The organism is uncultured Hymenobacter sp., assembly GCF_964242765.1.
Lineage (GTDB): Bacteria > Bacteroidota > Bacteroidia > Cytophagales > Hymenobacteraceae > Hymenobacter.
The window spans coordinates 47291-61048 of sequence record NZ_CAXTBM010000040.1 but is presented as its reverse complement, the minus strand read 5'-3'; the positions used below and the strand labels follow the sequence as shown (position 1 = coordinate 61048).

Below are 13758 nucleotides of genomic sequence, written 5' to 3'. Positions count from 1 at the left end.
GGGTAGCTGTTCTGGCTGGGGTCGTCTACCAGCTCTACCCCTTCGGTGTGGCGCAGCACGTCGCGCACGTCGTCGAGGTCAAAATCCTGGGCAAACTCCACGTTCACCGACTCCGAGTGGCCGCCCATCACGGGCACCCGCACGCAGGTGGCGGTGACGCGGATGCTGTCGTCGCTCATGATTTTCTTCGTCTCGTTCACCATTTTCAGCTCCTCCTTGGTGTAGCCGTTGGGCTGAAACACGTCGATGTGGGGCAGCACGTTCAGGTCGATGGGGTGGGGGTAGGCGGGGTTGGTGGCAGCTTGGCCGGCGCGCTCCTGCATAAGCTGGTCCACGGCTTTCTTGCCGGTGCCCGTTACACTCTGGTAGGTGCTCACCACAATGCGCTGCACTTTGTATGCCTCGTGTAACTTATTGAGCGCCACCACCATCTGAATGGTAGAGCAGTTGGGATTGGCAATGATTTTATCGTCGGCCGTTATGTCCTTGGCGTTGATTTCGGGCACCACCAGCTTCTTGGTGGGGTCCATGCGCCACGCCGAAGAATTGTCGATAACGACGGTACCCACTTCGGCGAAGCGCGGAGCATGCTCCTTCGATACCGAGCCACCGGCCGAGAAAATGGCTATTGCCGGGCGGGCCGCAATGGCGTCGTCCATGCTCACCACTTTGTATTTTTTGCCTTGGTACTCGATTTCCTGACCCACCGATTTTTCGGAGGCAACGGGTAGGAGTTCCGTGACCGGGAAGTTACGTTCGGCCAACACTTTGAGCATCTCACCACCGACCAAACCGGTGGCACCTATTACGGCTACTTTCATGGTTGTTAAGGTTTGGATTCAGTAAAGGTAAGGCCAGTAATTTCTTTTATCTTTCTGGCTGTGTCTTATATGAAAAAAGTGCTGCGGGTCACTACTTTGTTTTATTAATTAAAAGCTTGTCAGCTGATATTTTATCTGTTCAGCTTGGCGAGAAATTATATCGGTCTTTGTGAAGAAACTGCTACTTCTATTATTGCTGGCGCCTTTCACGGCCGCGGCGCAGCTACTCGATACGTTTGCCGACGGCAACTTCACTTCAAATCCCGCTTGGATTGGCGATGCTGCCAGTTTTCAGATAACCGGCCAGCAACTCCAAAGCAACGGCCCCGCTGCCACGGGCACCACTTTGCAACTTGCAACGCCCGCCCAAGTTGCCGGAGCTACCACTTGGGAATTCTGGGCGAACCTGCGGCTGGCGACCAGCAGCGGTAACTACGCCGACGTGTGGCTGCTTTCCGAGCAGGCCGACTTGAAAGCCACCGGCAACCGCGGCTACTTTGTGCGCCTCGGCGGTACCACCGACGAAGTGGCACTCTTCCGCAAGGATGCTACCGGCAGCCCGGCGTATGTGGTAAACGGCGCCGATGCTACGCTCAACTCAACAACTAATAACTTGGTGCGCGTTCGGGTAACTCGCTCGGCGCAAGACGTTTGGACCTTAGAGCGGGACCTAGCCGGTGGTACCACCTACGCAAGCGAAGGCAGCGCCACGGATGCTACCTTACGGCGCGGGGCGTACTTCGGCGTGTCTTTAACGTACTCGTCCGCCAACAGCCGGGCCTTCTATTTCGATGATTTTCGCGTTACAGATACCGCTCCACCAGCCCTGGTGTCCGTGGCGGTGGTAGCTGCCCGGCAGCTCGACGTGACTTTCAACGAGCCAGTGGCCTCCACGCAAGCCGCAACCAACTACCGCTTGGCTGCTACCGGAGCACCTGCTGTGCTTGACGCGCAGCGCGATGCTGCCGATGCCACCCTGGTGCACCTAACCCTAGCCGCCAACATACCGCTAGCTACCAACACGTTGGAGATTCGCAACGCTACTGATCTGTATAGTAATACCGCTGCTGGGCCGTTCACTGCAAGCTTTCAGAACAGCGGCTTTGCCGTAGCGCCCAGCCTGAATCAAGTGCTGGTCACCGAAATATTTGCCGACGAAACGCCCATAATAGGGTTGCCCGCATCTGAATACCTCGAGATTCATAACCCCTCAGCTACAGCGGTACTGGACTTAAGCGGCGTTCGGCTGCTCAAACCGAGCAGCACCAGCAGCCCGGCGGTATTCCCGAGTGGTGCAGTGCTGCTGCCGGGCGAATATGCCGTGGTGTGCAGCAGTGCGCGCAGCGCGCAGTTCACTGCTTTCGGGAAGGTATTCGGCCTAATCAATTTCCCGAGCCTTACCAATGCTGGCGACGAACTGCTCGTGCGCGGACGCAATGGTCAAACGCTGTTCGAAATCAACTACTCTGACACTTGGTACAAAGACAGCCGCAAGAAAGACGGCGGCTGGAGCCTGGAAATGGTGGATGTCGCTAACCCTTGTGCGGGTATCGAGAACTGGACGGCTAGCACGGATGCCAGTGGTGGTACGCCCGGCCGCCTTAACGGGGCGCGCAACACTAATGCCGACCGTACTGCGCCCGTGCTGCTGCGCGCCTTAGCTCTGAATCCAACTACAGTGCGGCTGTTTTTTGGGGAAAAGCTGGACAGCGTGGCCGCCGCCAACCCGGCGCTCTACACTCTTGCGCCGGCCGTAGCCGTTGCGCGAGTTGCCCCCGTAGCACCTGATTTCCGAGCCGTGGACCTTATGCTGAATGCTCCATTGCAAGCTAACCAGCCCATAACGGTGGCCGTGCAACATGCCACCGACTGCGTTGGCAACGCGGCTGGTCCGGCCACGTCCGCCACATTTGCCTTGCCCGCGCCCGTAGCCCCCGGCGACGTAGTCATCAATGAAATTCTGTTCAACCCGCGCACTAGTGCCGTAGACTTTGTGGAATTGCTGAACCGCTCTGCCAAGTACCTCGATATACAAGGCTGGCAACTAGGCCTCGAAAAACCTGACGGCACCATCGACCAGGAGCCGATAGGTAGTAGCGCCTACGTGCTGGCGCCCGGCCAGTTCCTGCTGCTCACCACCCGCCCCGACATTGTACAGAGCCAGTATCCTATCAGCGCTGAGCCAACTTCTTTCCTGCAAATGGCCAGCTTTCCAAGCTACGCCGACGATGCCGGTATCGTAGTTGTTCGGGATGCGCAAAGCCATACGTTGGACCGCTACGCCTACCGCGACGAGCAACACCTAAAGCTGCTTGATGACCTAAATGGCGTGTCGTTGGAGCGCATTCGGGCTGATGGGCCGAGCGAGGCGAGCAACTTCCACTCGGCGGCTAGCACCGTGGGATATGCCACTCCCGGACGCCGCAACTCGCAACAGCAAGCCGACCCAACCGGAGGGCAGCAATTCAGCTTGGCGCCCGAAGTCTTTACGCCCGATGAAGACGGCCAGCAAGATTTCACCACCCTCAACTACACCCTCGACAGCCCCGGCTACGCCGCCAGTGTAATCATTTACGATGCGCAAGGCCGGCTAACACGCCGCTTGGTGCGCAACGAAACCCTAGCTGCCAATGGTTTCTTCCAGTGGGATGGACTCAATGATAGAGGCCAAAAAGCGGCTATTGGCTACTACGTAGTACAGATTGAGTTGCTGAAGCCTAGCAGTGGCGAGAAGCGGAATTACCGCAAAACGGTAGTGCTAGGGGCGCGCTTCTGAGTAAAGAGCAATAAAAATGCGGTAGTCTGACTTAACGAAACGTTTTGTTGAGGCAAGGCACCACTGTATTAGCTAGCAACTCAACTACTCTGCGCGTATCTAGCGCATCAAACGCTATAGCCGAACTGCCGGATACTAGGCCGCCAGAAGTCCTGATGAAACTGAATCCAGCCGTGGACGCCGAAAGGTAAACTGTTGATATTCTGGTTGGTAAATGGCAAGTCTTGCTCTTCCCATTCCACGTACTCAGCTCCGAACTTCTGAGCCAACGCCTTGGCTGGTACCTTGAATTTGGCAAGCTTAGGGAAGTGCTGCATAACGAAAAGATCTTCCAGCAGTTGCTTCTTGCGCTGCTTTCTAATCCAGTTATAAAGGTCGATGTAGAGCTTGTACTTCGAGGTGATATGGTGGAAAGTGTCGATTCTTTTGAGGGCGAAACCACCGTTGCCAAAGTATTCGGGGGCGCCAAATCCTATTGCCTTCCGGAGAGGATGGTCAACGATGGCTGTCCACTGCGGATGAAAAATGACCGCGCTAATAAAGTCGTAGCCCAAGCGGCACCATTTTTCTAGCTCATCCCGGAATACAAAAGAGTCCATGTGGTGAACCAGCATATACTCGTACTTGGAGAAGCGCTTGTAAAGAGCGGGACTAAGCAATAGTTGGCCGAAAGCTTCATGGCCTTCCCAGGCAAACCGTTCGATGGCAATGCTGGCTTTGCCCCGGCAATAGTCTTCGTACCAAGTGGTATTTAAGCTAGCAGGAGCCAAGAAGGTAATCGGATGCTTGTGCAGAACGGTAAGGATCTGGGTAAGTGAAATCTTCTCCAATTCAGTTGGCTCTTCCAAATGAATTGGTATTACTACAGTCACAAGGTCCTTTTTCATATAATCTATCCGGGATTAAGTTGTAAAAATACAATCTAAAGGTTTACGAGCCAAATCTGTTTAAGTTAATATCCATATTCAGTTGTATTAAACTTCTGGCATTAGCTGGCGTCCAAGCGCCATGACGACGCAACAGCAACTTCAGCATTTATACTGGCGCGCCGGTTTCGGGCCGCGGCCCGAAGACGTGGCCAGTGGCTGGAATCCACGGAAAGCGTTACGCCAGCTTTTACGCGACTCCGAGAAAATAGATATACTTGATAGCCCCGAGATGCACTATCAAGAGCCTCTTACGCCGTTCGTGGCCGTGTCGCCGGGCGCAGGTACTCCGCAAGCTGCCATGATAACAACTCCGGATCAGCCGGCGATGCGTTCGGGTGTGCAGCAGCCGGCGCCCGGTGCGCCCATGTCGGCTAAGGCGGCGGTACAACGCGGCAAAGAGCCGCCGCTACGTCGGCAGGACATGACGCCTCAGCAGCGCAAAATGCAAAACGATAATATCCGTCAGTCGTTTTACGCCATGAATACGGGCTGGATGAACCGCATGGCCACTTCGGCGGCGCAACTGCGGGAGAAGATGACCTTTTTTTGGCACGGCCATTTTGCGTGCCGCGTGCGGCGCCCCGATGCCGCGCTGCACCTGAATAACACCATCCGGCAGTTGGCGCTCGGCAAATTCGGTGATCTGCTCTTGGCGGTAAGCAAGGAGCCCGCCATGCTGCAATTCCTCAACAACCAGCAAAACCGCAAGCAGCGTCCCAACGAAAACTTTGCCCGTGAGGTGATGGAACTGTTCACGATGGGCCGCGGCAACTACACCGAACACGACGTGAAAGAGGCCGCCCGCGCCTTCACCGGTTGGGGATACAATCTGCAAGGTGAATTCGTGTTCCGGGCAAACCAGCACGATGAGGGCCCTAAAACCTTTCTGGGCCGCACCGGCAATTTCACCGGCGAGCAGGCGCTACGCATCATTCTGGAGCAGCCTCGCACCGCCGAGTTCATTGCCACCAAGCTGTACCGCTTCTTCGTGAATGACGCGCCCAACCCGGTCCACATCCAGCCGTTGGCGCAAGCCTTTTTCAAGAGCAACTACGATATCGGCGCGCTGGTGGAGCAGATGTTTTCGGCCGACTGGTTTTACGCGGCCACCAACGTCGGTACACGCATCAAGTCGCCCATCGAGTTGCTAGCCGGTATCAAGCGGACTATGGGGTTGCAACTCGTAGACGACAAGCCGCTGATTGTGTTTCAGAAGGCGTTGGGCCAGACCCTTTTCGAGCCGCCGAACGTGGCCGGTTGGGTGGGCGGACGCAACTGGATCGACTCGTCGTCCTTGCTTTACCGGCTGCAACTGCCATCGGTGCTGCTCCGAAATACCGAGTTCAACGTGGCGTTGAAAGAAGACGAAAACGACATTGCCCCGCAGGTGTCCAAGGGGGACCGTACGTTTCGGCAGCAGGTGAAAACCACCGTGAAGCTGGCGCCCCTGCAAGCTATGCTAGCCGAAACCGCCCCCGCGCAGCATGCCGGTAAGCTCAGTGAGTTCGTGTTGCAAGTTCCCATTCGCCCCGATAATCTGGTCCTAATCCAGAAAGCGGCCGACAATGCGCCGGCCGAAGGCCGCCTGCGCGCGATGATAACCAGCTTGCTTAGTTTGCCGGAGTACCAATTGATGTAGACGCGGCCCTTGGCTCTACATCGCTCGTGAACCTACTACTATAAGCATCAAGAAATATGACTTCTCGGCGCAACTTTCTGAAGACTTCTGTGCTGGCCAGCAGCTTGCTGTTTGTGCCGAAATTTCTGCACGCACTGGACCGCCGGGGCCTTCAGAAGCTGGCCGATGCCAACGGCCGTCGGCTGGTGGTAGTGCAACTCGGGGGCGGCAATGATGGACTGAACACTATCGTTCCGTACCGCAACGACCTGTATTACAAGGCCCGCCCCACTCTTAGCATCAAGGAGCAAAGCGGCGTGCTTACCTTGGATAAAGACCTAGGGTTCAACCCCAATATGATGCGCCTGAAGGGCCTCTACGACCAAGGCCACGTAGCCGTGCTGAACTCGGTGGGCTACCCCAACCCCGACCGGTCGCACTTCCGCTCCATGGACATCTGGCAGAGCGGTTCGGCCTCCGACCAATACTTGAGCACGGGCTGGCTCGGCCGCTACCTCGACTCGAACTGTCCGACCTGCCAAGTGCCCTATAACGGCTTGGAAGTGGACGACACGCTGAGCTTGGCCATGAAAGGGGAGTTGCGCAAAGGATTAGCGCTGAAGAACCCCGAGAAATTTCATCAGATAACGCAAAACCGCTTCATTGCGCAAGTGAGCGTTTCAATACCCACCGGCGCCGTGTCGGAGCTGGATTACTTGTACAAGACCCTGGCCGAAACTTCGTCTTCGGCCGATTACTTATACCAGACGTCTAAGGTGTACAAGTCCGGCATTATATACCCAACAACGGAGTTTGGCCGCAATCTGAAAACCACGGCGGAGCTAATCAATTCAGGTATTGACACGCGCGTTTTCTACGTGTCGCTCAGCGGCTTCGACACGCACGTGCGGCAGCAGGAGCAGCAGGGCAAACTGCTCGGCGACTTGTCGAACGGCTTGGCTTCGTTTGTTGAAGACCTGCAAAAAGCCGGTAATTTCAACGACACGTTGGTATTGGTGTTCTCGGAATTTGGCCGCCGCGTAACCCAAAATGCCAGCAACGGCACCGACCACGGCACGGCCAACAACGTGCTGCTACTCGGCGGGGGCCTCCGGCAACATGGCGTCCTCAATAATGCCCCCGATCTGCAAAACCTGCTCGATGGCGACTTGCGGCACCAAGTGGACTTTCGCAGCCTCTACGCCACCATACTGCACGACTGGCTACAAGCCGACGACAAGGCCATCCTGGGTCGGGAGTTCGAGCGGCTGCCAGGTCTAGTATAAGCACAACAGTACCTTGAGTTGCCTGCTATGAATACAACAATTGAAGCCTAAATAGCAGTAGCTCAACCATATCCTTTGCATACGAAGGGCGTAGAAAGGCATAAGACTTCCCTTTCCACCTAACCCCGATTACGCCATGAAAGTAATATCACCTCGTATGCACGGCATGCTCGACTACGGCACTATTGCCTTGTTTGCACTTGCCCCCACCATCTTCGATTTCGACGGCACCTATGCCACCGTCTGTTATGTGTTAGCGGCTGGCTATCTGGTTATTACCCTTTTGACCGATTTCCCGATGGGCGTAGCTCGCATGATTCCTTTCCCGGTTCACGGCGGCCTGGAGTTGGTAAGCGGCCTGGTGCTGCTGGCGGCGCCTTTCCTGTTCGGCTTTCATGACGACAACGAAACGGCCCGCAACTTCTTTATAGGCATGGGGATTCTGTTTCTCGGCACATGGATGCTCACCGATTGGCGGGCCAATACGCACACCAATACCACTGCTCACAATTCTGTGATGCCCAACCATCAGCACTAGATCAAGCAGCAAGTACAAAAGATCCTGGCTGCCATAGGCAGCCAGGATCTTTGTGGACGGTGTTCCAATCATGGCCGCCAATATCTTCGGATTTGGTATGCTGTACGAAGAAACATGGTTCCATTTTAATGCAGCGCTTTAAATGAAATTACTGTCACCTACTGCCCACGGCGTCGTGGACGTACTCTTTATCACCGTTTTAGCAATGGCGCCCATAGTGTTCGACTTAGAGCCCGCCGTTGATGCTGCTTGTTTCGTAATGGCCGGTGGCTACTTGGGTCTTACCCTGCTAACTGATTTCAAGCTAGGCCTAATCCGGGTCGTGCCGTTGCAAATTCATGGTTGGCTCGATCTGCTGACGGGTTTGGCTCTCTTAGCGGCGCCGCTGGTGTTTAAGTTCCCGCAGGGTAGCGCCGAGCGTAACCTGTCCTGGGCTTTGGGCGCTGTGTCCGTCGTCACTTGGTTTATCACGGATTGGAAAGCGCACACCCGCTCCCTAATGACCGACAACTAGCGGTAGTGTATAGCGTGGTGCAACACAGACACGAACTGCCCCTTCAACTTTAGGATTGAAGGGGCAGTTTGCGTTACGAAAACAGGTAATTGCTGGTAGTTAGCTGAATTAGCGCTCAATCACCAAGCCAACATAGTATTCTCGAGTGGCGGACTGGCTGAGGGCAAAACGGCGGCCGAAGTCCATTTGGAGGCGCTCCGTGATGTGGAAGATGGGCCCGAGGTTGATGGCCGAAATCCACTGTTTGTCTTTCAAGTCGTAGCGAGTTGCGAATTCAGTGAAAACGGCTAGCCATTTGTTGAGGCCGTGGTCAAGAGCAAAAGAAGGCGCTAGCTCCACGAAGTGCTTCTTTTCCTCCCGGTCGTAGCTCAAGAAAGAAGCCGCTTGAGCGCTGACATGCCAGTCGCCCTTCAGGTTATAAGTAGCGGGTACAAATACGCCATACTCGTAGCCACCTGCTCCTTCCCGGCCGCCGGTAGGCAGCCGTACAAGGCCAATGACGGCTACGACGAGCCGTTCTTTTTCGTCGTCATCTCCGATAAAGTTGTGCTTCACTCGCAAGGCAACATCGCCAAAACCCGCGTGCCGTTCCATTGGCTCCCCTGGTTCCCAGGTTTTTTCCACCGTGTAGGGGTCAATGAAAGCCTGTACTTCAGTTTTATCACTAATGCCAACCCGGATGGCTAAGGCATTCAAACGCAAAATTCGGTCGCGAGGCAACTGGCCGGGTTTGCTATTGATGAGCCGCACCAGGTCGGTTTCAAGCTGTATGTGACCGGGGTCGATGGTATTGGGACTTTCCGTTACGCCAGGCCGGTCGGCATTGAGTGGCCGAAGCTGCCGCTGAGAGCCTTGTGTGTTATCGGAAGTGCCTTGTTTGGTGCGGTTGAGGGTATCGGCAGGAGCTTGGGCCTGAGCGCCAAAACCAGCTAAGAGTAAGCCCAAAAGCAGATAGCGGTTCTTCATACGTGTAGGAAAGGGAGGAGAGTGCGCCTTCTACGAACAAGTACCACAAACAATTCAAAACGGTACAATTACTTTCAAGCTCAGGTTGCGTCCCTGGTTGTAAATGCCCTGTCGGCCAGTGGGAGAGGCTGCATAATACTCGAAGTATTTCAGCCGATTAAGGTGCGACTGATATACCGTGTTGAACACGTTGTCGAGTTGCACAAACATTTGCAGAATTTCGCGCTTAGTTGGGCCACCCGTGAGGTTGGTGCCTGCGCCAAACCCTACCAGAGCATAGCCGGCCGTACGGGTTTCGGTGTTATCAACGGCGTAGAAACGGTTTTGCGGCGCGTTGTAATCTAGCACTGCCCGCAGGTAGGCGTTGGTTAGTGGCCCCCAGGTACTTTGGCTGGTCAGGCGCACTTCGGAGCGTGTGCGCAGGGGCGGAATAAACGGCAAATACTTAGCGGCAGCACCATTGATTTCCAGTAGGCTAACTTCTTTATTTAGGCCCGTAACGTAAGCCAAGCTGTTGTTGACAGCCAATGCGGGCAGGGCCTTTGGGTGCAGGTTTACTGTTACTTCGGCCCCGTAAAGCCGCGCCCGGCCCTGCTGGTATTGGTAGGTGGTGTTGCCGGGTACGATAATGACCGGCTGCCCATCGGGGCCATTGAGGCGGGCTTGGTAGATGTAGTTATCGATGGCGTTGTTGAAGACACTTACGCCTACTTCCGCATCGGGCAAGTAGGCGCTCAAGCCCACATCCTGCTGCAAGCTGAACTCTGGCCCGAAGCTGCGGTTGCCTAAATACACAATGTGGGCGCCGGGGTCGAGGCCATTGGAACCTACTTCCGTGATGTTGGGCGCCCGGTAGCCCCGGGCCACGTTGGCCCGCAGCAACAGCCGCTCCGTGAGGTTATACGTCGCGCCCAAGCTGGCCGAAACGCCCCGATAATGCGTGCGAAAGGCGGCAAACTGCGGGTCGGCACCATTCACTTCGGCGGCACTCAACTGCCGGGCGAAACCGGTAGTATAATCCGGGCCCACGTAGAAGTCGGCCCACTTCAGTAAGCGCATGTCGTAGCGGATGCCGCCCGAAAGGTCGAGCTTGCCCAAGGTTTTCTTGAGGTAAACGTAGCCGCCAACATCAGCCAAAGAGTAGTCGGGGATAGGGAAATCGGTGGCGGCGCGGTTGTGGTTGGTTTGGTACATGCCATTTAGGCCCAAGGTGGTTTCCAGGCCGAGCCACGCGGGAGCGGCGTAGCGCACGTCGTAATTGTAGGTGTTCAACGCTACGGCCAAGCCAGCTTGCGCGGGCGCCGTGGGGTGGTTGTACTCGCGGCGCACGTTTTGCTGCGCGCCGAGCAGCGCCTGTACTTCCCCACTACCCACCTTCAACCGGGTGCGGCTGAGCAGCCGGTAATGCTGGATGCGCTGGTGTAGCGCGTTGATACGGTAGGTGCTCAGGTCGGCCGTGGGTACGAGCGGGCGGTTTTTGATGTCGTCTTGGTCGCCCTCGGCTACTTGCCGCGTAAACTGCCGGCTTAGGGAGTCGCGGCTGCCGTCGGGTATTTCCTGGCGGTTGTCGTAGAGCGTGGCGTAGAGGTGCGTGGAGCCCCACGGTTTTTCCACTCCGGCCATCGTGGTTACATTCAGCTCCCGAAACGCGGTGCCATACACGCGGCCTTCCAGAGCGTTGCGGTAGGCTTGTGCCAATCGATAAGAGCCCCGTGCCGCGTATTGCCAGCCGCTTTCATTGTAATTCAACCCCACGGAGGTACCGAACAAGTTGTTGTTGGTTTGGTACTCGGTTAGGGCGTCGCCGTGGAGCTGGCCGGCCGGGCCATTGGGCAGGCGAGACAGCATATTGATGACGCCCGCCACCGCATCGGAGCCATAAATCAAGCTGGCCGGACCTTTCACCACCTCTATCCGGTCGATGTCGTACTGGTCGATTTCGATGCCGTGCTCGTCGCCCCACTGCTGGCCTTCTTGGCGCAGGCCGTTGTACATGGTGAGCACCCGGTTGTAGCCCAAGCCCCGAATAAAGGGCTTGGAGATGTTAGGACCGGTAGTGACGGCGCTCAACCCCGGCACACCTTTCACGGCCGCCTCAATCAGATTGCCGTTGCTGTTGAGGTTCACTTCCCGCTTGCTAAGCACGGCAATAGGCACCGGGCTTTTGCGAATTTCAGTGGCCCGGCTCACGCCCGTTACCACCACTTCGGCCAGCGCTGCGGGTATGGCCGTGAGGTTGACTGTGGCTTCCGTGGCTTGGCCGGCTGTCACGGTTAGTTGCTGCCGCTGAAGCTGATAGCCTACGCTGGAGAATACTACGGCATGCATTCCAGCGGGCACCGCCCGCAGCTCATAGCGGCCTTGCGCATCCGTAGACGTACCAAGCGTAGTGCCCGGCAAAGCCACTGTGGCTAGTTCCAGGGCTTTGCCGCCCGCCAATACTTGCCCCCGAATTGTGCCCGTTAGGCTTTGCGCTTGGGTGCCGCGAACGGTAGTCAGGAGCAGAAAAAGCGTCAGGAAGTAGGAGAGCTTCATAACAAGTAGGGAAAGGCAGCAGACCAGTTTGGAGTGGTCTTTAAGCCCGGTTAAAAAAATATTTAGACGAACCTAAAAGTGTTGGCAAAAAAATGCGCGGCAGCTAACAGCTACCACGCATTGCAAGATTCATCCGAAGAAAGTTTCGAATAGCAGATACACGTTCAGCGCGATGATGATGCCCGACACCAGCCAAGCCATCGTCTGAACCCAAGGCCGGTTCACAAACACGCCCATCTTGGCTTTGCTACCCGTAAAGAGTACTAGCGGCACCACCGCGAAGCTTAGCTGAAAACTTAGAATTACTTGGCTCAGCACCAGCAGTTGGCCAGTGCCTTTTTCGCCGTAGAGCAAAGTCACAATCAGGGCGGGCACCACCGCAATACCGCGCGTGATAAGCCGGCGCAGCCACGGTTTCAGCTTGAGATTAAGGAAACCTTCCATCACAATTTGCCCCGCCAGCGTGCCAGTCAGCGTCGAGTTCTGACCGGAAGCCAGCAACGCCACCGCAAACACGATACTGGCCGCGCCCGCGCCGAGTACCGGGGCCAGTAGCTTATGCGCGTCACTGATGTCGGCCACCTCGTGCAAGCCGTTTTGGTGAAAGGCCGCCGCCGCGGTAATCAGAATAGCGGCATTCACGAAAAACGCCATGAACAGCGCCACTGTCGAGTCGATGGTAGCAAACTTAATGGCCATGCGCTTGCCGCTTTCCGTTTGCTCGATGGCGCGCGTCTGCACGATGCTGGAGTGCAAATACAAGTTGTGCGGCATCACGGTAGCGCCCAAAATGCCGATGGCAATGTACAGCATCTTGGGATTGGTGACCACCTGCGGCTGCGGTACGAGCCCGCCCAGAATGCCAAACCAATCGGGCCGGGAGACAATGATTTCGTACAGAAAACAGCCGAATATCACCACAATCAGCCCCGCTATTATGCTTTCCAGCACGCGGAAGCCGCGGCTCTGAAACAGCAGCACCACAAACACATCCAGGATGGTAAGCACCACGCCCCAGGTAAGCGGCAAGCCAAACAGCAAGTTCAGGGCGATGGCCGAACCAATAACCTCGGCCAGGTCGCAGGCGGCAATGGCTACTTCGCACAGAAACCACAGCACCATGGCCACGGGCTTCGAGTAATGGTCGCGGCAGGCTTGCGCCAAGTCGCGGCCCGTCACGATGCCCAGCTTGGCCGCCAGGTGCTGAAGCAGCATGGCAAACAAATTGGAAACCAAGACAACCGATAACAGCGTATAGCCGAATTGGGAGCCGCCGGCAAGGTCGGTGGCCCAGTTGCCGGGGTCCATGTAGCCAACCGCCACCATCAGGCCCGGTCCCCAAAAAGCTAGCAGTTTGCGCCAAAAAGAGGCATTTTGGGCCGGCACCTTGATGCTGGCGTACACTTCACTCAAGGAGTTGCCACTACGCGCCCGCCGCCAACCCGTTTCTGCTACGGGCGTAGCTACCGGCGGCGCCGGTGGAATTTCAGTAATAAGGGGCATAGAGTCAGGCACTAAAGAACGCACAAGATAGCAATTTTAGAGGTGTCTAAAATTATTTTTAAGACAGTATAAATACTGTTAAGCGCTCGAAATAGTTTTCGATTGTGTGAGTGATTTAAGCTGTAATCGTTGAAAGCCGCTTTACCAAGTTCACGCCTGTCATTTCGGGCGAAGCGAAGAATCTGATTTTTCGGCTGGCCTTGGCTTTCAGATTCCTCGTTCCGCCCGAAATGACAAACCCGTCTTCATTTTCAATTGTGTTGATCAAGAAT

The 13758-nt window shown here is 56.0% G+C and carries 10 protein-coding genes; 5 read left to right on the top strand and 5 right to left on the bottom strand.

The genetic code is table 11. The features are described 5' to 3' along the window. The coding region (locus ACFE7X_RS16570; protein WP_375436798.1) for an aspartate-semialdehyde dehydrogenase at nt 1-821 on the bottom strand (821 nt) is incomplete at its 3' end. A gap of 169 nt (nt 822-990) precedes the next feature. Between ACFE7X_RS16570 and ACFE7X_RS16565 the strand changes: the two genes are divergently transcribed. Next, nucleotides 991-3597, top strand: coding sequence for a lamin tail domain-containing protein (locus ACFE7X_RS16565; RefSeq protein WP_375436797.1), 2607 nt, complete (start codon nt 991-993; stop codon nt 3595-3597). A gap of 107 nt (nt 3598-3704) precedes the next feature. Here ACFE7X_RS16565 and ACFE7X_RS16560 read toward each other — a convergent pair whose 3' ends face one another. After that, nucleotides 3705-4484, bottom strand: a complete 780-nt coding sequence (locus ACFE7X_RS16560) for a DUF5672 family protein (protein ID WP_375436796.1) — start codon at nt 4482-4484, stop codon at nt 3705-3707. A 121-nt stretch (nt 4485-4605) separates the two neighbouring features. Here ACFE7X_RS16560 and ACFE7X_RS16555 point away from each other — a divergent pair, with 121 nt between their 5' ends. The 4 genes from ACFE7X_RS16555 (at nt 4606) to ACFE7X_RS16540 (ending at nt 8482) form a co-directional block, all read left to right on the top strand. Further along, complete coding sequence (locus tag ACFE7X_RS16555) at nt 4606-6165, top strand: DUF1800 family protein (RefSeq protein WP_375436795.1); 1560 nt, start codon at nt 4606-4608, stop codon at nt 6163-6165. 56 nt (nt 6166-6221) lie between these two features. Beyond that, complete coding sequence (locus ACFE7X_RS16550) at nt 6222-7430, top strand: DUF1501 domain-containing protein (RefSeq protein WP_375436794.1); 1209 nt, start codon at nt 6222-6224, stop codon at nt 7428-7430. Between the two features lie 136 nt (nt 7431-7566). Further along, nucleotides 7567-7968, top strand: coding sequence for a hypothetical protein (locus tag ACFE7X_RS16545; protein ID WP_375436793.1), 402 nt, complete (start codon nt 7567-7569; stop codon nt 7966-7968). Between the two features lie 142 nt (nt 7969-8110). After that, nucleotides 8111-8482 carry a hypothetical protein gene (locus ACFE7X_RS16540; protein ID WP_375436792.1) on the top strand — a complete coding sequence of 124 codons (372 nt, stop codon included), beginning with the start codon at nt 8111-8113 and terminating at the stop codon, nt 8480-8482. Nucleotides 8483-8590: 108 nt separating this feature from the next. Here the strand turns inward: ACFE7X_RS16540 and ACFE7X_RS16535 are convergent, their stop codons facing one another. From ACFE7X_RS16535 to ACFE7X_RS16525, 3 genes are all read right to left on the bottom strand, one after another. Then, on the bottom strand, nt 8591-9448 hold the full coding sequence (locus ACFE7X_RS16535) for a transporter (protein WP_375436791.1): 858 nt from the start codon (nt 9446-9448) through the stop codon (nt 8591-8593). Between the two features lie 54 nt (nt 9449-9502). Further along, a complete protein-coding gene (locus ACFE7X_RS16530) occupies nt 9503-11983 on the bottom strand; it encodes a TonB-dependent receptor (protein ID WP_375436790.1) in 2481 nt (826 codons plus the stop codon). 129 nt (nt 11984-12112) lie between these two features. Further along, on the bottom strand, nt 12113-13486 hold the full coding sequence (locus ACFE7X_RS16525) for an Nramp family divalent metal transporter (protein ID WP_375436789.1): 1374 nt from the start codon (nt 13484-13486) through the stop codon (nt 12113-12115). Nucleotides 13487-13758 lie beyond the last annotated feature (272 nt).

What these genes read in the sequence shown, in the direction of transcription:
- ACFE7X_RS16560 (WP_375436796.1), bottom strand. Translation starts at nt 4,484, where the DNA reads ATGAAAAAGGACCTTGTGACTGTAGTAATACCAATTCATTTGGAAGAG.
- ACFE7X_RS16555 (WP_375436795.1), top strand. Translation starts at nt 4,606, where the DNA reads ATGACGACGCAACAGCAACTTCAGCATTTATACTGGCGCGCCGGTTTC.
- ACFE7X_RS16550 (WP_375436794.1), top strand. Translation starts at nt 6,222, where the DNA reads ATGACTTCTCGGCGCAACTTTCTGAAGACTTCTGTGCTGGCCAGCAGC.
- ACFE7X_RS16545 (WP_375436793.1), top strand. Translation starts at nt 7,567, where the DNA reads ATGAAAGTAATATCACCTCGTATGCACGGCATGCTCGACTACGGCACT.
- ACFE7X_RS16540 (WP_375436792.1), top strand. Translation starts at nt 8,111, where the DNA reads ATGAAATTACTGTCACCTACTGCCCACGGCGTCGTGGACGTACTCTTT.
- ACFE7X_RS16535 (WP_375436791.1), bottom strand. Translation starts at nt 9,448, where the DNA reads ATGAAGAACCGCTATCTGCTTTTGGGCTTACTCTTAGCTGGTTTTGGC.
- ACFE7X_RS16530 (WP_375436790.1), bottom strand. Translation starts at nt 11,983, where the DNA reads ATGAAGCTCTCCTACTTCCTGACGCTTTTTCTGCTCCTGACTACCGTT.
- ACFE7X_RS16525 (WP_375436789.1), bottom strand. Translation starts at nt 13,486, where the DNA reads ATGCCCCTTATTACTGAAATTCCACCGGCGCCGCCGGTAGCTACGCCC.